Genomic DNA, 20,768 nt, shown 5'->3' with positions numbered 1-20,768 from the left:
AATAGTTCTCAGGCCGCAGCACTCTCCTGAACACTGCAGCCTGCCAACGCGATACTTGAATAGGGCCTAAAGCTCCCGGTCAATAACGATAGACTGCGACTCACTCCAGCTGGATTTAGGTAGGGTCTTGATAGAGCCCTGCCAATCGCCCGCCGCGGGGCGCGCGTCACCACGCAAAGCCAAGCGTGCGACCAATTGCACCGTATCTACGGTTGAAATGGAGCGCCCTGGCATCATAGCCTGGGATTCATCCAACACCACTTCGGCTGGTAACTGGCCAGCGGTTAGCCGAACAATCGCCAAAGGCATTGGGCTATCAGTGCTGCGGGCATAAATGAACACCGGCGTTGACGGATCTGCTTTAACCTGGTCACCCAAGCTCACTTGCACTCGAATTTCCGCTGCGGCCTCACCCTCAACTCCAGCATTTTCCTCTACAGCGGCTTGAACTATCTCAACCGCACCATCTTTACCATCTTCGCCCAGGGCCTTTTCGGCGCGGGCAACACCCGCCGCCAATGCCTCTGCCGCCGCAGACCCTGGAGCCAGCTGCGCAAGGGCACCCTGCCAATGATCACGCGCCTTGCGGTAATCCTTGTCCTCATAGGCTGCAATTCCCGCCAAGCCTAATGCTGTCCCATTGCTGGGCTGGGCCTCTAGCACCTGATCGACCAGAGTGCGAATTTCATCCGTTATTTTAGAGCCGCCCGCAAAAAATAACGCTTGCGCCAGCTCGGCCTTAACCATAACTGCCTCGGGTTCGCGTGCCAGCACATAGCGATAGGCCTCTACCGCTCCGGCGATATCACCAGTGACCAGAAGCCGTTGAGCCAGAACAAAGCGACTACTCAAATCCTCAGGGTGAGTTTCTGCCCGCTGCTTTAACTGCTGAGTGATGCGCTCTTCAGCTGAGGAGTCTGTTTGCCCCTGCTGACTGGCCAACATTTCACGGTACAGAGATACTTCCTGGGGGCGCTCAGAAAAGACATAGGCCCCCACTGCAATCGCAGGCACAAGAACGGCCAGACCAATCAGCAACCCGGAGCCTTTACTCGAGGGGGTTACGGCATTCACTTCTTCTTTGGCACTCAATAATTCGCGTGCCATCTCCGCTTCCAGATGGGCAAATTGCCGCTCATCCATAGCGCCACTTTGCACCGCTGCGCGAAGCTCTCGCGTGCGCTCTCGATACAGCTGCGCCAGGGCTTCACGCTTATCTCCACCGGAACGCCGGGCACCGGCTCCACGCAATCCCGGTAAAAGGAAGATAAATGCCAACAGCAATAACAGGATCGCTAAACCAAACCAAATATCAGTCATTTGCTCTTCTTCCCAGGGTCAGTCAAATCGTCCAGGTCATCACCTAGCAGTTTTTTCAGACGGCGCCTCTCTTCTGAAGTCAATTCTCCAGAGTCATCGTCCTGACTGGCACCAGTGCCACTGCGAGAACGCACCACAATCACAATCAAAGCCAGTAGACCCACCAAGGCAAAGATGCCGGGAGCCAGCCAAAGTGCCAGAGTATTGCGCTGTACAGGGGGCCTGTAGAGAACAAAGTCCCCATAGCGGGCCACCATGTAGTCGGTAATTTCTTTGTCTGTAAAACCCTCTTCCAGTAGCCGGCGAATTTCCCGCCGCAAATCTGCGGAAATCGACGCATCCGAGTCTGCCAGGTTCTGGTTCTGGCATTTTGGACAACGCATTTCTTCGATCAGCACCCGGTAGCGCGCCTCCAGTTCCGGAGAGGACAACTTCTCCGTCTCCACCACCGCCTGCGCCACTACGGATAGGCACAAGAGGCCAAACGCAAGTAGAAATTGCCCCAACCAGCTCATCTGTTTCACGGCTTACTCCACGCTCACACCCTGGAAATTTACGCGATTATAACAGTGTCGCCACTTGCCGGACACGCCCACCATCTCGTTCTTAAACGCCTTAACTCATTGAAAGACAAAAAAAAATTCAAAAAAGGCGTTGACGCCGCAAAGAATATCATTAAGATACGCAGCTCCTGACACGGGGTGGTTAGCTCAGTTGGGAGAGCGACGGCCTTACAAGCCGTAGGTCACAGGTTCGACCCCTGTACCACCCACCACTTCTCTTACTCTTGCCAGGCAAGAGCCACCAAGAGAAGCAGGAATGCGGACCGGTAGTTCAGTTGGTTAGAATGCCGGCCTGTCACGCCGGAGGTCGCGGGTTCGAGTCCCGTCCGGTCCGCCACATACAAAAAAGCCCTGCTCGCAAGAGCAGGGCTTTTTTGTATGTACAGACATTAACATCCTGTAAAACTCCTTCCCCAAACTCCTGCGCCACACCCAACACCCACCTGCAGCAACACAAGCAATTAACAACAATACACGGCAGTAAAAAATCCCCCCCGCACAACCATTATTACCAGCCTCACGTGCACACAATTTTAATCGCCAATAACAAGGCAACCAGCAATTCCCAACCAGAAACGGGTTTCTTTCACTACCATTTAATTATCAGCAGGATAAAAAACCAGCAAGTTATTTTTAAGTAAAATAAATTCAGCGGATAAAACTCTGAAAGAAAATCCACCACCTAACTGATGTTTTTTATCCTAAATCAAGTTTTTAGAATTTTTTTGCCATAGTTGTTGACCGCTAAAAAAATATCATTAAGATACGCAGCTCCTGACACGGGGTGGTTAGCTCAGTTGGGAGAGCGACGGCCTTACAAGCCGTAGGTCACAGGTTCGACCCCTGTACCACCCACCACTTCTCTTACTCTTGCCAGGCAAGAGCAACCAAGAGAAGCAGGAATGCGGACCGGTAGTTCAGTTGGTTAGAATGCCGGCCTGTCACGCCGGAGGTCGCGGGTTCGAGTCCCGTCCGGTCCGCCATATACAAAGAAGCCCTGCTCGCAAGAGCGGGGCTTTTTTGTATATGCTCCGACCCCATAAGAAGCTCAAAGAAATTTTTGTTAAAAAAAATAATTAAATTTCGAAACTATATCCGGCAACCCGTTAAAGGGATGGCGCAAGTCTGAGTGATCGCCAGCCTGCTACAAAAAACCTCATCGAAGTAAATTCTTACCAAAAGCTTCCTTTGTGGACCACACAAATCAATCACTTCACCCGATGAAATAATCTGCCAGTCCACACCGAAATATTCTTTAGATTTATTTTTTACTGACGACCAGCAAAGACAGAACAGCTCTTTATCTGCCGGAAAAACATTCAGCTAAAAGGTAAATTAAAAAAAATAATTGAGAATTGATGATTTTTCGATCTAAATAAATTTTTATTTAATTTTTTTTGTTAAAGCTATTTACCACAGATAAAAAATCATTAAGATACGCAGCTCCTGACACGGGGTGGTTAGCTCAGTTGGGAGAGCGACGGCCTTACAAGCCGTAGGTCACAGGTTCGACCCCTGTACCACCCACCACTTCTCTTACTCTTGCCAGGCAAGAGCCATCAAGAGAAGCAGGAATGCGGACCGGTAGTTCAGTTGGTTAGAATGCCGGCCTGTCACGCCGGAGGTCGCGGGTTCGAGTCCCGTCCGGTCCGCCATATACAAAAAAGCCCTGCTCGCAAGAGCGGGGCTTTTTTGTATGCGCCAATAATCAACAGAGATTGAGGAAAGTAGAATTGCCTAATGGCTTTTTAGAGTTTGCTGCGCCTCAACTTTCCAGTAACTCACCCTCTTCTCTTTCGATCACTTCGTGCAGCAGTCTACTCAGCTCATCCATTTCAGGCGTCTCCGCAAAATGCTCGGCCTGACCACCAATCTCATCCCAGTACGCTTTAGAATCAACGTGTAAGTGGGCCATCACCTTGCCGCGAAACTCTCCGTCTAGGAGTCCAGCCGGCACCCAAAAGTGCGTGGTATTACTCATCAGGTGAGGAACAGAGCTGCCGCATTCACTACAAAAGTCAGAACGGAAACCGGTAGGTTTTCGATAAGAGGAAATTTTGTCCAATCCACGCACCCAGCGAAACTGTTCACGACTGATGAATAATGCGGTATCTGATGCGGAACCACTTAACTTGCGGCAGAGTGAGCAGTGGCATTGATAGAGACCGGGCAGCGGCTCTTCCAGCTGAAACTCAACAGCGCCGCAGAGGCACTTTCCGTTCATTATCTACTCCTTTACCTTAAGTTTGTTATTCAAAATTTTGCTTGGAATCCCACGAGTCACAGAACCATTCTCCTTATAGCCCTACAACTCATCCCATCACGGCAAGAAGGGGCAACTTAATGAGCCGGAGCCAGGCAACCCTTCTAGCCGGCAGAAACACTATGAAAATTCAAAGGTTCCTTAGGTTAGCAACATTCTCCCCCCTTCACACAAGACTCCTACAGGTCAAAGAAGAAGTAAATGCCAATACTGGGCAAACTCCAGTGAAGCCTCCAGCCAACACGCCCCCAGCCTCACTGGTATACATGCAGCTGCCACCCTAGCGGTGAGCACCCGCAGCCCGTTACGGGCTGTCAGGTCCTATTGGCGGCAACTTATCCCCTGAATTTCTCAGGAAGCTTCGACCCAGCTCACTGCCAACCAGATACCCCTTCTCCAGCAACTCAACCTCCTGAGTAAAACGCTTAACGGGAAAGTCTGCAGGAGGCGCTATCACTGACACCCGGCAATCCGGTGGTGGCGCCTGGATAAAGTCTAAAGCGCGGTTGTAGCGCTCTCCGCGCTCCAAGACCGCTTCAAACAGGCGGGCGTGATCGTGGAAAAACTGCTTGATGAACTTAGGAGCTGAACCCACTGGTTTTCTATAACCCAATGGGCGAGACAGAATCACAGTAATATCCCGCGCCCCCTGCTCGTATGCTCGAATAACCGGGATTGAGTCAGCCAAGCCACCGTCGGTCATTGGTTCCCCAGCAACAGGAGGGAACTCCCGGTAAGCCATAGGGATAGCGCAGGATGCAGGGAACACTTCATGCATATTCTCGGGCGTGACGCATACGTAATGGGGCTGCCCGCTGTTGATGCTAGTTGTCACCGCATAGAGAGGCACGCCATTTTTCGTATAGCGCTCAATATTCAGAGGGACATCATTGTAAGAGGCATGCCATAACCAACTGATATCGCAGAAGTGCCCCCCTCGCAAATAGCGCCGCCAGTCAATAAAGTCCGCGCGCGTGGCATGGTCAAGTAAAATCTGGCGGCTGCGGCCATGGTCTCCCGCCAGGTAGCCAATCAGGTTGGTTGACCCCGCAGAAACACCAATAGCGAAGTCAAAGGGGCAAAAATCCACCTCGATAAAAGCATCTAAGACTCCGGCTGCAAAAATTCCGCGCATAGCGCCACCCTCTACCACAAGGGCTGACGTGCTATCTCGCTCTTCAATCCGATTCGCCATAGTTAATCCATTGTGAAAATCGATGTTGCTCAAAATCTATTTTTGAAAACCTAAGCCGCGCTAAATCTATTTAGCCTCTCCTTTTATAAAGGGCCAATTACATAGACTGCGACTTTGCCAAGCCGATTCCATCAGCACTATGATTGAGACATTCAAACTGTCCACTACTTATTGAGTAATTTATGCCTCTTGTTGTTTTTCAAGCCCCCTGGAGCCGCCAACTGAAAATAATCAGCGTACTGAGTGCTTTTCTACTTTTGGCAATCCCCTTCGTGCTGATAGCAAAATCCCAGCAAAGCCCTTCCCTCCTCTATAGCGTTGCTATTGCCCTGCCACCGGTCATTTTGCTACTAGGTGCCGTGTTTGCCATCCGTGGTTATACCCTCGCCAACGACTGCCTGCAGATACTAAGGCCAGGCTGGAGAACCTCCATCTCCCTAGAAGGCTTGCAGGAGGTCAAAGTCGACCCAACAGCCATGCAAGGATCGGTCCGCATCTTTGGCAACTCCGGCCTCTTTGGCTACATCGGGCTCTTCCAAAACCAGCAACTGGGTCGTTATCGGGCCTTCGTCACGGATCAAGAGAAAGCTGTTGTTTTATATTTCCCCGGTAAAACTCTGGTCATCACCCCGGACAAACCCGAACGCATGGCCGAATTACTGCGCCAACGTATTAGATGACTAAGCGGTACCCATTCAATGATGCTCCCCTCCCCACTGAGAGAGCATCTTGGATTTTTACAGGCCCCGCAGCATACTGCAGCCACGAGAGCCACTGCTGAAAGAAAATCAATGAAGAAGTTTTTTCTCATCCTATCGCTATGCCTTGGGTCTGCATTCGTAGGCGCAGCGTCAGTAAACGCCCACTCGGCCTGTGTAATATTGCTGCACGGCCTGGCCAAATCGGATAGTTCCATGACAAAGCTGGAGCAAGCGATCAGTGCCGCCGGCTACAAGACCGTCAATGTGGATTACCCCTCTACCCGCTTCCCCATTGAGGAGCTGGCCGGCAGGGCCATAGCCCCGGCACTGGATCATTGCGCAGGACAGACTGAAATCAATTTTGTTACCCACTCCATGGGGGGCATATTGGTTCGCCAGTATCTGAGCCAGGTTAAGATTGAGAACCTCAACCGAGTGGTTATGCTGGGCCCTCCCAATAAGGGCAGTGAGGTGGTGGATAAGCTCGGTAGTTTCCCAGGGTTTGAATTTGCCTTTGGAGATGCCGGCCTACAACTAGGTACAGGCGAGCTGAGCATCCCCAATAAACTAGGCAGCGCTAATTTTGATGTGGGTATTATTGCGGGTACTCGCAGTATCAACCTGATACTGTCACGACTAATCCCTGAGACTGATGACGGAAAAGTCTCGGTTGCCAGTACCAAGCTGGAAGGCATGAATGATCACTTGGAAATGCCAGTCACCCATGTCTTCATGATGAAGGACAAAAAGGTTATTGCGCAGGTACTCCATTATCTCGAGCACGGCTCCTTTGCAAGGGGTACTCAGGAAACCCCTCTCAATTAAAATAGCATCCAGCCACTGGGCCTTTGTGAAAAAAATCAGAGGCCCACTACATACTGACTTTTTTTACCCTACTTGCCGGTTTAATATCCAATCTACTCCTAATAAAAAATACAAACCCAGTAAACCAAGAGGCAATACAAGTGCAGTGGCAATGGTGTAGCTTTCAACAACTCTCTATCGATCAGCTTTATGAAATCTTGCGGGCACGCCAGGAGGTTTTTACGGTAGAGCAGGATTGCCCTTATCAAGATGCAGATGGCAAAGATCAAGAAGCCTGGCACCTAATCTGCTGGGACAAGGAAAGCCAATCCCCACGATTAATGGCTTACCTACGAGTGGTATTTCCAGGCAAAAAATATTCCGAGCCCTCAATAGGCCGTGTGCTTACCGCAGAGTCTAGCCGTGGCACAGGGCTGGGCAAAGAACTGATCCGCCGCGCGGTAGAACAAACCTTGAATGAATATCCAGGTTTGGGGATTCGTATTTCCGCCCAAGAGCACCTACGTAAGTTTTATGGGGATTTTGGCTTTGAGCAGGTCTCCACCCCTTACGAGGAAGACGGTATACCTCATATCGAAATGTTGCGCCCGGCATCGGAGTAGATACCGGGCTATGCCAGCTTAGTTACTTCCAACTGCCCCACCAACAGTGGAAGCAAAGGCGCCATCCCGGTGGCGCACCCAGGTATAGAGGCAGGAGGCCGCGATACCTGCAGCAACCAGCAGCCACACAGCATTGGCAACCAGTGAGGCCCTCACAAAGGAATCCGCTCCATACAGGGAAGCGTGCACAACCACAGCCAGAATACAGGCTGCGGTGGTAGCTCCGCGGAGCAACATAGACCAACCGGCAACAGTCCCCACAAAAGCAGCTATCACACTTAAAACGATTGTGGTCAGCCAGAATACCTGAGCAGCAGGTATAGCAAAGGCCAGGTAAGTCACACCACTGAATGCAATAGCAAAAGGGATTCCCCAGACCTGAGCCATCCAAATACGCTCAAGGCGCACCGCTGGCTGACCCCGCTGGCGCTTGCGCACCAACCAGATATTAATACCTGAAACCACCAGCACACACATGCCAATGCCCAGTAAGAAATAGGCAATTTTTACTGGGAAACCGGAGAAATGCCCGAAGTGCAGACGGAATGTGGAGAGGTATACTTGCTTGGCCGCATCACCTTCAGACCACCCCTCTTTTTCTATCAGGCTGCCATCCCCATTAAAGTGGTAGCGCTCTCCCCAAACCAGCTTTTCGGGAACCCGCGTCCAAACCTCCACTACCTGCCCCTCGCGGCCAGGGAAGGCAACCTCTAGCTTAGTACGTTCCTCACCCGGTGCGATCTGCTCCATTTGCGCAAGAATCGCAGCAAAATCTGGAAGAGGCACCTGTGCGGCATTCTCTTTCATCACCGGGTGCTCGCGATACAACATATGCTCAACTTTCTCGGTATCCCCAGCAAAGAAAACACCAGCAATTGCAAAAGCCGCAACCTGTGAAAGTCCAATAAAAGCGCCGGTAATAGCAATCGCCAAGTGAAATGGTGCAGCCCAGACGCCCAGTCGATTGTGCAAGTCCACTTGCTGCAAACGCTTTGAACCCGCCAGGCGCAGAGAGAAGGCATCCTTAATGATTTTCGGGTGTGCCAATAATCCAGAGATAATCAGTGCGGTCATCAATACACCGATCAAGCCTACAAGAGGAACCCCCAACCCCAAGGGCAGATTTAGTGCAAAATGCAAATAGGCGAGAAAGTGCGTCCACTCGTGCTGAACCCCACCCAATAAAGAACCATCCTCGTCGACATAACGCTCAATATCACCCACTTCCACAGTCAACCTGGGCATATCTGAGTTGGGGATGGTAAATTTTACTGATTCAAATTCTTCGTTTTGCTCTTTCGCCAGGGCAACCGCCTGTTCAGTAGCAAGCTGATATACAGAGGGACTGACATCGAGGTTTTCCAGCTCTGAAGCCTGCTCCCAGCGTTCAAATTCATTGTAAAAAACCGCAAGTGTTCCACTGACACAAACGATATAGAGCAAAGTGGAGATGGCCAGACCGAGAACTGAATGTCCGTCAGTCATATCACGCACAAAAGCAGGGGTTGGCTTTAGAGAAAATTTCACGTTGAATTCCTAGTGAGGTCTCTTTGATCTCAAAATCATTATTAGCTTACGCCGCTGGCATTACGGCAAAGCCACTCGCCAGTGAAAAAACTACTAGCGCTGCACTGGGGCGCAGCAATTTCTTATCCGCACTACACCAAACCATCGCCAGGGTCCAAACAATAACGGCAACAAAAGCGCCCCCTACAAGACGGGCACTCTCACCAAACCCGGTGAAGCCAAAATAAAGAAGGCCGGCCAAAAGACCACTGGCTGTTGGTAACAATGCGATAGCCAGGAAACGTAAAACACCTCGCAGCCATAATTGCAGCAAGGCCTCATTGGATGCCGCCCCGCCCGATCTCTGTTTTTCCTGCCGAGGGGGGCCGCTCGGCCAATCACCTTTTAATGCGAGCAAGGTCAGGGCGGCCAGCATAGCCAGGAGAGTGGCAATACTCACACCATATTCCACCCCCACCACTGCACTCCAAGCGAATGCCGATAACAACAGCAGGCCCCAGCCACTCCAGCGGCGCAACGGCTGGGAGCCGCTACGCAGCCAGGCTGAATAGAGACTAAAAATACCGGCAATGGCAAAAATAGTGGCCAGTCCGGCAATCAAATAGAAGGAACTCGGCATAAATATCACACTGGGAGATTTCGGCTCCCGCCCGATAGTGAAACGCAAAAAAGGGAGCTTGCCCACAGACTCCCCCTGCGGACAAACTCCCAGTCTACTCTAACTTAGAAAGTGTAACGTGCCTCAGCAGTCACGTAACGACGCTCGCCGTAGAAGCAATCACCACGGCTCAAACAAGAGGTGGTGTGAACCTCATCGGTCAGGTTTTTCACATTCAACTGGAATTTCCAACTTTCCAGGGTGTAACCGATGGTTGCGTCATATAAGGTGTAAGATGGATTCTCTGTGGGGAAATCCGCGAAAATACTATCGTAATAAGCAACTAGAGCAGGATTACTAGCTATGAGTGGATGTGCCACTGTCGTTGCATGAACCTTATCTATTCCGGTATAGCTTTCACCTACATAGCGTGCACCTACACCAAACGTAAGCCCCGGAATCCACTCCCCAAAATCATAGTCGCCCCAAACGGAAAACTGCCTCTCTGGTACACCTTCGATATCAGTGCCCAACTCAAACGGATTACTGCTCCCTGAATTATCACTACCTATCTGACTGTAATTAGCGACTAAAGTAAGGTTACCCCACTTCCCACTAGCTTCAAGCTCTAAACCTTGAATCTCTACTTCACCAACTTGAGTGAACAGACCATCATCACCATATGTTAAGCGGTTCTTCTGTTCGATATCAAAGACAGAAGCCGTCATTAAGATATTTGTGCCTTCTGGCTGGTATTTAACTCCGACTTCAACTTGCTCACCCTCAACAGGCTTAAATGAACGCCCCAATCCATCGGGATCTGACACGACGGGCTCAAACGATTCTGAATAGCTAATATAAGGTGAAATACCACTCTCAAATGCATACATCAAACCAAAACGCTTGGTGATGGCATCTTCTTTGTGGGGGCGCTGATCAACCCAAATTGCATTACTGTCGGCTTCACTACGAGTTTTATCTTTGCGAATTCCTGTATTAAAAATAAAGTTACCTAGAGTGATTTGGTCCTGAAAATAAAAGCCAAGTTGTTCAGTATCCGTTATAGTTTTTGTTCTATCTAGATCTTCCAACCCTTCTGGCACGTAGCCATAGACCGGATCGAAAATATCAATTTTTCCACCGAGGCCCCTAACCCTAATAATGCTATCTTTAATTCGAGCATCTTGACTGTCTAAACCAAAGGAGATCTGGTGTTCAAATGGGCCTGTTGTAATTTCGCCAGAAAGGCGTAGATCAAAAATCAAAAGATCGCTTTTCGCATCTTTCATATAGACCGTCCGCGACACTTCACGGATATCTTTCTGTAAACGAAGCTCAGAAGTAAAGTCTGCATACATGGTGTTGTAATCAACTTTACCCTCAGAATAACGAAGACCAGCGTTCACTCCCCAGTTATCGCTGAAGCGGTGATCAACCCACAGGCTATAAGCTGTTTGAGTAGTATCATATTTATCCCAACCTGGTTCACTCAAAAAAACATCGGTTGGGATTTCACCGTTTACGTTATCGACGATAGTACCGCCCCAAGGTAAGAAGGCTGCGGTAGTACCTGTTTCGTCTTCTTGATGATTAACGAGGAAAGTAATTTCAGTATCCGCATTGGGGCGCCAGGATATAGAAGGCATAAACAGGGTGCTGTTGTCATCGACATGATCAACCTGGGCATCCGCATCGCGGGCATAACCCACTACACGATAGAGCCACTCCCCATCATTATCTAGCGCTCCAGTAACGTCGCCAGCAATTACCTTACGATCATAGTCACCGCCCTGCACCATCAGTTCGCCACCAAACTCCTCTTTGGGACGCTTGGAAACCAAGTTGATGATGCCACCTGTAGAACTTTGTCCGTATAGAACAGAAGAAGGCCCTTTCAGTATCTCTACACGCTCAAAGGCAAAGAGGTTTGCCCTCGAACTTGTGTAGCTTCCAAAAATTGACTGAAGACCATCTACAAACATGATCGGCTCTACTGCACGAACGGTGGACCAATCACCACGGGCATCAACACCAAATAAACCACCATTCACGCCGGCAGAATACTGCAAGATATCTTGCACAGACTTGGAGCCTGTAGCATCAAAGAAGTCTTTGTCACGAAGAGAAATAGAGTAAGGCGTCTCGTCAACCGGAATATCCAATTTGCCAATAGAGGTCTGGCGGGACAGGTTCAACTCGCCGGTTACGTTAACCTCTTCAAGAATTTCATTTTTATCTTCGGCAGCAAAAGCTGCTGAACTGACTGCAGCAACAGCCAGCGCCAACAGAGAACGGCTAAGGCCGGAGATAACAGGAGAGGAGTTTTGGCGTAAACCTTGGAAACGAGCGGTGCCCATGGGGATCCCTCAACAATCATTGGAAGATTTTTGTTGCCACAGCTTCTGCTGCCGACATTTGATGACGCGGATCTTAATAGGAATCGTTATCACTTACAACATTATTAGAACATTTTTTTACTAGTGCAACTCGCCAAATAGACAAAGGCTCGTAAACAGACAGGACTAAACCGGGGTAGAAACTTAACTGACACCCCAAAAATGATAAGTTGAGAACCCTAGGCACGATGGCACTAACTAATACAGCCAATCTGTAAGAGCAGAAATTAGCCAATATTTTTATATTTTGGCGGGAGCGTGCAGAGCAGGCTGGCAGGTGTTCGGTTAATTTTCAACCGGCACTTCACGGGAGGTGAGGCGCCCTGAGTCTCGGGCACCTCTGAAGGCAAAATAATTTTATGCTCCAGCGCGGATTAACCCTCACCGGAGCCAACTGCTAAGGCGTTGGATAGGTATAGCTGGCCTGCAGACCCAAAGGCATACCCAGGTTCCAGTAAAGAACGAGGAACAGGGTCCAGCAGATCAGGAACACTACCGAGTAAGGCAGCATAATAGATACCAGAGTACCTATACCTGTGCCCTTCACATAGCGCTGACAATACACCACTACCAGCGGGAAGTAAGGCATCAATGGCGTAATGATATTAGTGGAGGAGTCACCAACCCGGTAAGCCGCCTGAGTCAGATCCGGAGAGAATCCAATCTGCATCAGCATGGGCACAAAAATCGGGGAGAGCAACGCCCACTTGGCGGAGGCAGACCCCACAAACAGATTGATGAACGCCACCAATACAATAATCCCCATCAGGGTGATCGGGCCCGGCAGGTTCATAGCCGCCAGTAGACCACCCCCCTCAATCGACAACAGAGTACCTAGGCCTGAGCGGGCAAATTCGGAAATAAACAACGCACAGAAAAAGGCCATCACGATGTAATAGGCCATGGAACCCATGGTCTTGGACATCGCATCAATTACATCCTTACTCTTATGGAAAGTCCCAGCGGCAAAGCCAAAAACGACTCCCGGGATAATGAACAACAGGAAGATCAGCGGCACAATAGACTTCATCACCGGCGCAGCAAAGGAGGCGAGCTGCCCCTGGGAATCGCGCAATGCAGAGGTCTCCGGCAACATCCAGGCGATAAGGCCCACAATACCGGCAACCATTACGGTAACTGCCAGGTACATCGCCTTCTTCTCGCGGGCGCCCAGCTCCTGCATTACCGGCATATCTTCTTTATCGCCATCAATGGCAACATTCTTCAAGCGGGGTTCGATCACCTTATCGGTCAGCCACCAGCCCAACATGGTGACCACCAGGCAGGACGCAGAGGTGAAGAACCAGTTGTTAAGCGGGTTGACCTGCATCTCCGGATCAACGATCTGTGCCGCGGTTTGAGTAAAGCCCTGGAGTAAGGGATCAATTGCCGAGGGCACAAAGTTCGCCGAGAAACCACCTGACACGCCGGCAAAAGCGGCGGCAATTCCCGCCAGTGGATGACGACCGGCCGCATAGAAAATCACACCACCTAAGGGAATCACCAGCACATAGCCGGCATCCACTGCGGTGTGACTGACAATCGCCACCAGAATCAACATGGGGGTAAGCAGCATCTGTGGCGTTATCGCCAGCAGCTTTTTCAGCACTGCATTGATAAAGCCACTCTGTTCCGCGACACCCACACCCAACATAGCCACCAACACGACGCCGAGAGGCGCAAAGCCAGTAAAGGTTGTCACCATACTAGAGAGAAAGCGGGCCAGCTCACTACTGGAGAGAAGATTGGTTACCTGAATCGCTTCTCCCGTGGCTGGGTGTAAAGTATCGAAACTCACACCAGATAACAGCCAGGACAGCACCCAAATGGCCACCATCAATACCAGGAAGAGCACCGCCGGGTCGGGCAGTTTATTACCCACAACCTCAATAAAATTCAGTGCCCGGTTGATCCAACCATTTTTGTTATTGGCATCATCGCCCCCAGTGGGACCTGCCTGAACATTTTCCATATTGAAACCCTGTACTTTCGTTATTTGTTATTAGAGTGAAAGGCGTGGGAAAAACTTCTTAACCGTAGCTCCCCACGTTGTAAAAATGACTACTGGCCAATCTTGCGAATACCCACCGCGTGACGCAATTTCTCGATAAAAGGTGCCGAGTAGGCACGGGCCTTGGCTGCACCTTTCTCCAGCTCCTCTTCAATTTGGGAGGGGTTCTCAAGCAGAGCGTTATAGCGTTCACGCGCCTCGCCAATCTGGCCATTGACCAGTTCGAATAGCTGCTTCTTGGCCTCGCCCCAGGCAATGCCCTCTGCAAAAGCTTTGCGCATTTCGGCGGTTTGCTCCTGAGTAGCGAATGCCTGCCAAATTTGAAAAACCGTGGAAGTGTCCGGGTCTTTAGGCTCGCCCGGCTCCAGGAGATTGGTCTTGATCTTGTTGATATGCTTTTTCAGTTTTTTCTCAGGCAGGAATAAGGGGATGGTATTGCCGTAGCTCTTGCTCATCTTGCGGCCATCGAGCCCCTGGAGAACAGCCACGTGGTCATCCACTACCGCCTCGGGTAGGGCAAAATGCTCACCATAGTGATGATTGAAGCGCTGAGCGATATCGCGAGCCATCTCAATATGCTGCACCTGGTCTTTACCCACCGGCACCTTATTGGCATTGAACATCAAGATGTCTGCGGCCATTAGGATCGGGTAGCTATAGAGCCCCATAGTGACGCCAAAATCGGAGTCTTCGCCATCTGCACGGTTGGCATCCACGGCGGCCTTATAGGCATGGGCGCGATTCATCAAGCCTTTACCAGTCATACAGGTAAGCAGCCAGGTCAACTCGGGGATTTCATGGATATCCGATTGACGATAGAAAACCACATTATCTGTATTCAATCCCAGCGCCAGCCAGGTTGCCGCAATCTCCAAGGTGGACTGATGCACCTGTTCCGGGTCCTGGCACTTAATCAACGCGTGATAATCCGCCAGGAAATAAAAAGACTGGTTGTTCTCGTCCTGGCTTGCGGCGATGGCCGGGCGAATCGCACCAACATAGTTACCCAGATGGGGAGTACCGGTGGTCGTGATACCGGTCAATACGCGCTGTTTGCTCATAAATCCTTCGTTTTCCGTACTGAGTTCAGGCAATAAAGGAGGAATCATAACCTGTTCGCGCCCGAGGTTGTATCAGCCGAAGGCATCCACTTCCAGGCCTTGCTCCAGCCATACCGGAGTACGTATATCGCTGTCCCTAACGCCAAAACACCAGAGAACCCGACTTCAGCAGAAAACTTCCCGCGGTACTGACTGGCTGAAACCCAGAAGGCTCTGCGAAAGTGGTGCAACTTTCAAAACCGACCAGCTGGGCTGATAACTCACCGACTCCAGCGCCTTTCTATGTAGGACACCCCAATTCAACCTGTGCAACCTCACTATGTGCCAATATGTCTACGTGTAAAGTCTCCCCCTTTCCTGTCATGCTGGTCTCCACTCCTAATAACCAAATTCCTTGCACGTTCCGACTAAACCACAAAGAAAACGTCATTGGCGCAAAGTTAGCGCTAATTGGCCTTCAGGCCAATCGCAGCGGATAGCAATTATGAGGATACTATTCCTCAGGCAGTAATATTGATCAGATATCGTCCGGCGATGATGGAAGCCAAAAACCGCTGTCCAACCATGTCTCCAACACCAAAACTACATATAGAGGAAGCTTATGTATCAATTGTTTATTGGAAATAAAAACTACTCCTCCTGGTCTCTTAGACCTTGGTTGTTGATGCACCATTTGGAGATACCTTTTAATGAAAAGCTGGTTACCTTTGAGGAAGGCGGCAGTTGGGAAAAATTTCACGGCTTCTCTCCAACCGGACAAGTGCCCTGCCTGAAAACAGAAGACGTGACGATTTGGGATTCCCTAGCGATTACTGAGTACATTGCCGAAGACTTCCCGCAGGTCTGGCCGAGTGAGCGAGTAACTCGTGCCTGGTCACGCAGCGCTTCCGCAGAAATGCATTCTGGTTTTTCTGCGCTGAGAAATATCTGCCCAATGAACTGCGGCCTAAGCGTTGAGCTGCATGAAATTTCAGAGCCCCTGCAAAAAGATATCAAGCGGATTGATGAGTTATGGAATGAAGGTATCCAGAGATTCGGCGGACCATTTTTGGCTGGCGAGGAATTTACCACTGTCGACGCCTTCTTTGCTCCAGTAACAATTAGGGCCAAAAACTATCATTTACCTGTTAGCAAAACCGCGAAGCAGTATATTGAGCTGATTCACAATCTTCCTTCAATGCAAAAGTGGATAGCGGATGCGATTCAAGAACCCTGGAGGGAGACCGCTCATGAGGAGGAAGCCCGGAGTTTTGGAACGATTGTGGCAGATTTACGCCAAAAATAGCCCTTACTGGCTTTTTTAATTAGATGCATCCGGCTCCCATAAAAATTACTGATTTTTAGTTCTGGAGCATAGTCATTCATACAACATGCCCCGGTGCAGCCAAGTACAGCTGCATCGGCAACTGCTCTATGGCAGAATGTCTTACAAAAATTTACTTTGTAAAACTCACTCTACAAGCAGGTAGAGGCAGCAGCCACAAGCACCAATAGCCGTAATGTTACACACCAAGCAAGAAGCACCTTTAAACTATAAATTTGGATTTATTACAGATGCTTCACCCATTAAACCCCTGAATTTTTCAGGCCTGGTACTGGAATGCCAATTCGACCAGGACAATTATCAGGATGATTTGTTTTCAAAGCTGGGTATCCAATTCCCATCTGAAATCACCCACGCTTATAAAAAACGCAAAGCCGAATTCCTTGCAGGCAGGTATTGTGCGCACCTTGCACTAAGTTATTTTGGGCTTATGAACATACCTATACCCATTGGCCCCAACCGAAGCCCTCTATGGCCAGCAGATATCTCAGGCTCTATCACCCATGCGGATAACCTTGCCATATGTGCCATAAACAATAAGCCACAGGCCCTAGGCATTGATTATGAGCCGACAATCGCTATAAACACTGCGAATGAAATAAAAAGCCATATAATCAACCGAGCAGAGGAAGCCCTCCTTAGTAAAAGCGGGTTACCCTTCCGACAGTGGATAACCATTGCCTTCTCTACTAAAGAGAGCTTATTTAAGGCACTCTACCCTACTGTTAAGCAATACTTCGATTTTCTCGATGCCGAAATAGTGCATATTGACTGCAAAAACCGCAAATTAGTATTAACTATCAATCGCGATCTGTGTACCGCTGTCAGTAAAGGGCAGCTGTTTTCAGGAACCTATAGGTCCCACAGGGAGGGCATTATTACACTGGTTGAACATCAGGAATTCTTGTAGGCGCTCTTGGACAAGAATCTGGAGCTTCTCGATTGTATCGAAGTTAATATCCAGCCCTTTCATAGGGCCCAAGATTGCGTCGATAGATCAATAGCTTACGCTCAAAAGAACACACACAGGCACCATGTTGGTTGAGAGCACGGGAACTAACATGTAGTAAACCTTGATCGGGGCGTGATTTGGATTTTCGCTTACCCAATACTTCCGACTCCAAATATAAAGTATCTCCAGCGTAAACCGCATCCACTTTGCAATTTACCATGCTCAAGTTGGCAACCACTTTACCAAATGTCCGGGTTGTCAAAGCCATTGCACTCAAAACAAAGGTCTCAGGCACTCTAACTCTGTCACCATAAACTCTACGAGCATAGCGTTGGTCAGAATATCCAGGGCTCAAATCAAAAGAGTGGCGTGCATAGCGTAAGCAGCTAGCCTCAGAGAAAGTATGACCTGGCCGATGCTCGAATACCTGCCCTTCTTCGAAATCTTCAAAGTCAACGCCACAGGTTTCGATATAGGTATTTGGCTCAACCTCCCTGAGAAAATGCAACGAATCCTTCACAACTTTCTCCCAAGCAAAATAGTAATCAATAATTTTTTGCGGAAAATGGCAGATGTTCTCGCTTGTAAACCAGCATGGTACAACGTATCTCACAAGTTTTTTGTTGTTTTTGATTGGAGCCGCTCAGTAAAATCTCAATCAGGCCAGACTCCGAATCTTTCAGATTGGCACCGACAAACAGCACTTCACTCTCGGCATATAAAGTATCACCTCCAAATACCGGAGCCAGCATATCAATACTACCCCACTCAACAATTCTCTTGCGACGGTAGTAAGTTTTCCAAATCATACCCATTAAACGCTGAACGATCAGAGTTGTATTAATGAGAGGTGTTTTAAATTCGGTGTGTTCGGCATAGTACTCATCAAAATGAATCATCGCCTGGTTAAAAGTATTCACACACTCTTCGACATTATCTTGCTGACTGATAGTCACCCCCGGTCGGTGACGAAAAACCTGCCCCACCTTAAAATCCTCGAAATCCAAACCATAACGCTCCCGGTAGCGATTATTGCCAAGAAAAATATACGCGGGGAAACGATATCGATCCATAAGAGCCCTCTGCTTTAGGCATTAATACCAGTAGTCCTGCTTGAATTACTGCCTATCTACCAAGGCAACCAATTTTCTCGCCCGTTCTACCACTGGTAGATCCACCATGCGCCCATCAACCACCACTACACCACTGGGGTTCTCTTTAAACGCCTGCACGATTTTTCGCGCTCTTTGCACAGTTTCTTCTGTGGGGGAAAGCCCTTGGTGAACAGGGTCGATTTGCCTTGGATGCAAAACTATTTTTCCACGAAAACCTAATGCGGCTACATTTTGGGTTTCCCGTAACAAACCCTCAATATCCTCTAGATCCAGATATGGGCCATCCACAGCATCTATATTCGCGTATGCCGCAGCCTGTAGAATACGCCCCCTAGCGTAACGTAAAGATTCCCAGCTTATATCTGCCCCCACTTCTGCACAAAAGTCTGCAAAACCAAAACCAATGGCCAGTACATTATCGGAACTGGCGATATCCAAACTGTTCTGCAGGCCTTTTGCTGATTCAACCAGCGGCAAAAGCCCGATTGATTGCTCAACTGGCGCCAACAAGTCATTAAACCAACTGATTTCTTCGGCAGATTCCACTTTGGGGAGAATTACAATATCTGGTTTTGACCCCATCCCCAACAGTAACAAAACATCCCTTAACCCTGCCTCTGATGACAATTGATTGATACGTAGCGCTCTCAAGGACGATTGAGTGTCTGGAGGTGGAAAAAATTCTGCTACATTCTGTCGCGCCGCCTTTTTAAACTCAGGGGCGACGGCATCCTCTAAATCTACGCAGGCTATATCTGCGCCACTCGTGAAAGCTTTTTGATACCTATCCGGTCGACTGGCAGGCACAAATAAAATGCTGCGACAAAGAAAGCTCTTCTTTATATGCATGGCAGTAGTATTCACTTATTGGACCCATTCCCCGACCGTTCAAGTACCCATGCATAGTAGCAGCCGACCTCCGCCTTAAAATAAAAGGTACATTAGATTTAGCAATAACCTTGCCTATACAAAGAACCTTCCCGCTATACGCTTTATATCTAACCTAAACTTGCACTCACCAATATAGAAATCATCGGGAATGTCACTCTATGCTCCCCCTGAAAGACGTACGCGTGATTGCTGTAGAGCAATATGGTGCCGGTCCTTTTGGCACACTCTATTTGGCCAATTTAGGTGCGGAAATCATCAAGGTGGAAGATGTCTCTCTGGGTGGTGATGTAGGCCGGACAGTTGGCCCTTACTTTGTAAAAGGCGAAGAGGAGGAGGAGGAAAATAAGGATAACAGCAGTTTGTTTTTCCAAGGGTTTAATCACAACAAAAAAAGCCTGTCACTCAATCTCAGAACCGAGGAGGGACAGCAGATACTGCAAAAACTTATTGCCACTGCCGATGGAGTTAGCTGTAACCTTCGCGGCGATGTCCCAAAAAAGCTAGGCATCACCTACCAAGCCTTAAGAAAAATTAATCCACGAATTGTGTGTGCCCACCTTACGGCCTATGGCAGAAGTGGAAGCAGGGCAACCTGGCCCGGTTATGATTACCCCATGCAAGCAGAGGCGGGATATTTCAAATTAACAGGAGAACCCGACAGCCCCCCCACACGCTGTGGGCTCTCTTTGGTGGACTTATCTACGGGAGTGGCTATGGCTCTGGCCCTGGTATCCGGTATCCTCAGTGCCCGGGAAACGGGTCGCGGCCGCGATATAGATGTCAGTTTATTTGATAACGCGCTGTATAACCTCTGTTACGTCGCCATGTGGCAATTAAATGCCGGTCACAATCAACAGAGACCGCCTCGCTCTGCACACTTTTCCCTAACCCCCTGCCAGCTATACACCACCAAAGATGACTGGATTTACTTGATGTGTAACAAGGAAAAATTCTGGGTTGAGCTGTGCAATGCCGTAGGGCACCCAGAACTGTGCCAGGACCCAAGATTTGTTGACTTTAAAGCGCGCTTAAAACACCGCGACAGCCTAACGGCTGAGCTGGACAAAATTTTCTCAAAAAAAACTACAACAGAGTGGCTCACTATACTAACCGGCCGGGTGCCTGCAGCTCCTATTTATGATGTTGAGCAAGCCCTGAATAATCCTTTTGTTACGGAAACCGGCAGAATTCGCTCCATGACTAGCGATGCGGGCAACGAGATCAAAATCCTGGCGCCATCAATACACTGTGGAGATGAAACGGTAGAATTCCGGCGAGCTCCACATATGGGGGAAGATAACGAGTCTATCTTACAAGAATTGGGTTACTCAGCCGAAGAGATCGGAAAATTCGCTAAACAAGGTATCATCTAGCCCAAATAGCTCAGCTTCTACGAGATTATTTAAACACCTCGAGCAAGCTGG

18 protein-coding genes and 6 tRNA genes are annotated in these 20,768 nt (G+C 49.3%); 12 read left to right on the top strand and 12 right to left on the bottom strand.

The features are described 5' to 3' along the window. Positions 1-66 precede the first annotated feature (66 nt). A complete protein-coding gene (ccmI, locus tag ACJJIC_RS10355; protein ID WP_445356859.1) occupies positions 67-1,320 on the bottom strand; it encodes a c-type cytochrome biogenesis protein CcmI in 1,254 nt (417 codons plus the stop codon). Then, positions 1,317-1,835 carry a cytochrome c-type biogenesis protein gene (locus ACJJIC_RS10350; RefSeq protein ID WP_445357883.1) on the bottom strand — a complete coding sequence of 173 codons (519 nt, stop codon included), beginning with the start codon at positions 1,833-1,835 and terminating at the stop codon, positions 1,317-1,319. Before ACJJIC_RS10350 ends, ccmI begins: the two co-directional genes overlap by 4 nt. A 184-nt stretch (positions 1,836-2,019) precedes the next feature. Between ACJJIC_RS10350 and ACJJIC_RS10345 the strand changes: the two genes are divergently transcribed. The 6 genes from ACJJIC_RS10345 to ACJJIC_RS10320 all read left to right on the top strand — a co-directional run bounded on the left by ACJJIC_RS10345 (position 2,020) and on the right by ACJJIC_RS10320 (position 3,538). Then, a tRNA-Val gene (locus tag ACJJIC_RS10345) sits at positions 2,020-2,095 on the top strand. A gap of 48 nt (positions 2,096-2,143) precedes the next feature. Next, positions 2,144-2,220, top strand: a tRNA-Asp gene (locus tag ACJJIC_RS10340). Positions 2,221-2,665: 445 nt separating this feature from the next. Further along, a tRNA-Val gene (locus ACJJIC_RS10335) sits at positions 2,666-2,741 on the top strand. Between the two features lie 48 nt (positions 2,742-2,789). Continuing rightward, positions 2,790-2,866: transfer RNA gene (locus ACJJIC_RS10330), tRNA-Asp, on the top strand. A gap of 471 nt (positions 2,867-3,337) precedes the next feature. After that, positions 3,338-3,413 (top strand) — tRNA-Val (locus ACJJIC_RS10325). Between the two features lie 48 nt (positions 3,414-3,461). Next, a tRNA-Asp gene (locus ACJJIC_RS10320) sits at positions 3,462-3,538 on the top strand. Between the two features lie 110 nt (positions 3,539-3,648). Here the strand turns inward: ACJJIC_RS10320 and ACJJIC_RS10315 are convergent. Both ACJJIC_RS10315 and ACJJIC_RS10310 read right to left on the bottom strand, forming a co-directional pair. Next, complete coding sequence (locus ACJJIC_RS10315; RefSeq protein WP_445356858.1) at positions 3,649-4,107, bottom strand: GFA family protein; 459 nt, start codon at positions 4,105-4,107, stop codon at positions 3,649-3,651. 343 nt (positions 4,108-4,450) lie between these two features. After that, positions 4,451-5,341, bottom strand: a complete 891-nt coding sequence (locus ACJJIC_RS10310) for a patatin-like phospholipase family protein (RefSeq protein ID WP_445356857.1) — start codon at positions 5,339-5,341, stop codon at positions 4,451-4,453. Positions 5,342-5,523: 182 nt separating this feature from the next. Between ACJJIC_RS10310 and ACJJIC_RS10305 the strand changes: the two genes are divergently transcribed. From ACJJIC_RS10305 to ACJJIC_RS10295, 3 genes are all read left to right on the top strand, one after another. Next, complete coding sequence (locus ACJJIC_RS10305) at positions 5,524-6,021, top strand: PH domain-containing protein (protein WP_445356856.1); 498 nt, start codon at positions 5,524-5,526, stop codon at positions 6,019-6,021. A 111-nt stretch (positions 6,022-6,132) separates the two neighbouring features. Beyond that, the gene (locus tag ACJJIC_RS10300) at positions 6,133-6,867 is read left to right on the top strand and encodes an esterase/lipase family protein (RefSeq protein ID WP_445356855.1); all 735 of its coding nucleotides are present in this window, start codon (positions 6,133-6,135) and stop codon (positions 6,865-6,867) included. A gap of 140 nt (positions 6,868-7,007) precedes the next feature. Beyond that, positions 7,008-7,469 carry a GNAT family N-acetyltransferase gene (locus ACJJIC_RS10295; RefSeq protein ID WP_252085333.1) on the top strand — a complete coding sequence of 154 codons (462 nt, stop codon included), beginning with the start codon at positions 7,008-7,010 and terminating at the stop codon, positions 7,467-7,469. 18 nt (positions 7,470-7,487) lie between these two features. On the opposite strand, the gene ACJJIC_RS10290 is transcribed toward ACJJIC_RS10295, so the two are convergent. The 5 genes from ACJJIC_RS10290 to ACJJIC_RS10270 all read right to left on the bottom strand — a co-directional run bounded on the left by ACJJIC_RS10290 (position 7,488) and on the right by ACJJIC_RS10270 (position 15,062). Further along, positions 7,488-8,996, bottom strand: a complete 1,509-nt coding sequence (locus ACJJIC_RS10290) for a PepSY-associated TM helix domain-containing protein (protein WP_445356854.1) — start codon at positions 8,994-8,996, stop codon at positions 7,488-7,490. Positions 8,997-9,042: 46 nt separating this feature from the next. Beyond that, the gene (locus ACJJIC_RS10285) at positions 9,043-9,681 is read right to left on the bottom strand and encodes a hypothetical protein (RefSeq protein WP_444910034.1); all 639 of its coding nucleotides are present in this window, start codon (positions 9,679-9,681) and stop codon (positions 9,043-9,045) included. Positions 9,682-9,719: 38 nt separating this feature from the next. Further along, positions 9,720-11,951: a TonB-dependent siderophore receptor gene (locus ACJJIC_RS10280; RefSeq protein ID WP_444910035.1), complete on the bottom strand. Its 2,232-nt coding sequence runs from the start codon at positions 11,949-11,951 to the stop codon at positions 9,720-9,722. 436 nt (positions 11,952-12,387) lie between these two features. After that, positions 12,388-13,962, bottom strand: coding sequence for an AbgT family transporter (locus ACJJIC_RS10275; RefSeq protein WP_444910036.1), 1,575 nt, complete (start codon positions 13,960-13,962; stop codon positions 12,388-12,390). 89 nt (positions 13,963-14,051) lie between these two features. Continuing rightward, positions 14,052-15,062: a tryptophan--tRNA ligase gene (locus ACJJIC_RS10270; RefSeq protein WP_444910037.1), complete on the bottom strand. Its 1,011-nt coding sequence runs from the start codon at positions 15,060-15,062 to the stop codon at positions 14,052-14,054. Between the two features lie 601 nt (positions 15,063-15,663). Here ACJJIC_RS10270 and ACJJIC_RS10265 point away from each other — a divergent pair. Further along, a complete protein-coding gene (locus tag ACJJIC_RS10265; protein ID WP_444910038.1) occupies positions 15,664-16,347 on the top strand; it encodes a glutathione S-transferase family protein in 684 nt (227 codons plus the stop codon). Positions 16,348-16,561: 214 nt separating this feature from the next. Further along, positions 16,562-17,296 (top strand): 4'-phosphopantetheinyl transferase family protein, encoded by a 735-nt coding sequence (locus ACJJIC_RS10260; protein ID WP_444910039.1) that lies wholly within the window; start codon positions 16,562-16,564, stop codon positions 17,294-17,296. 43 nt (positions 17,297-17,339) lie between these two features. Here the strand turns inward: ACJJIC_RS10260 and ACJJIC_RS10255 are convergent, their stop codons facing one another. From ACJJIC_RS10255 to ACJJIC_RS10245, 3 genes are read right to left on the bottom strand one after another with little or no spacing between them, the layout of a single operon-like run. Continuing rightward, positions 17,340-17,858, bottom strand: a complete 519-nt coding sequence (locus ACJJIC_RS10255) for a MaoC family dehydratase (protein ID WP_444885459.1) — start codon at positions 17,856-17,858, stop codon at positions 17,340-17,342. A gap of 25 nt (positions 17,859-17,883) precedes the next feature. Then, positions 17,884-18,411 (bottom strand): MaoC family dehydratase, encoded by a 528-nt coding sequence (locus ACJJIC_RS10250; RefSeq protein WP_444910040.1) that lies wholly within the window; start codon positions 18,409-18,411, stop codon positions 17,884-17,886. A gap of 45 nt (positions 18,412-18,456) precedes the next feature. Next, positions 18,457-19,302 (bottom strand): HpcH/HpaI aldolase/citrate lyase family protein, encoded by an 846-nt coding sequence (locus ACJJIC_RS10245; protein ID WP_444910041.1) that lies wholly within the window; start codon positions 19,300-19,302, stop codon positions 18,457-18,459. A gap of 200 nt (positions 19,303-19,502) precedes the next feature. Between ACJJIC_RS10245 and ACJJIC_RS10240 the strand changes: the two genes are divergently transcribed. Beyond that, on the top strand, positions 19,503-20,717 hold the full coding sequence (locus ACJJIC_RS10240; protein WP_445356853.1) for a CaiB/BaiF CoA transferase family protein: 1,215 nt from the start codon (positions 19,503-19,505) through the stop codon (positions 20,715-20,717). Positions 20,718-20,768 lie beyond the last annotated feature (51 nt).

This window comes from Microbulbifer mixtoriginis (SeqCode) (assembly GCF_052468275.1).
Note: the sequence above shows the minus strand (reverse complement) of the source record. Positions and strands in the feature narration are given on the sequence as shown.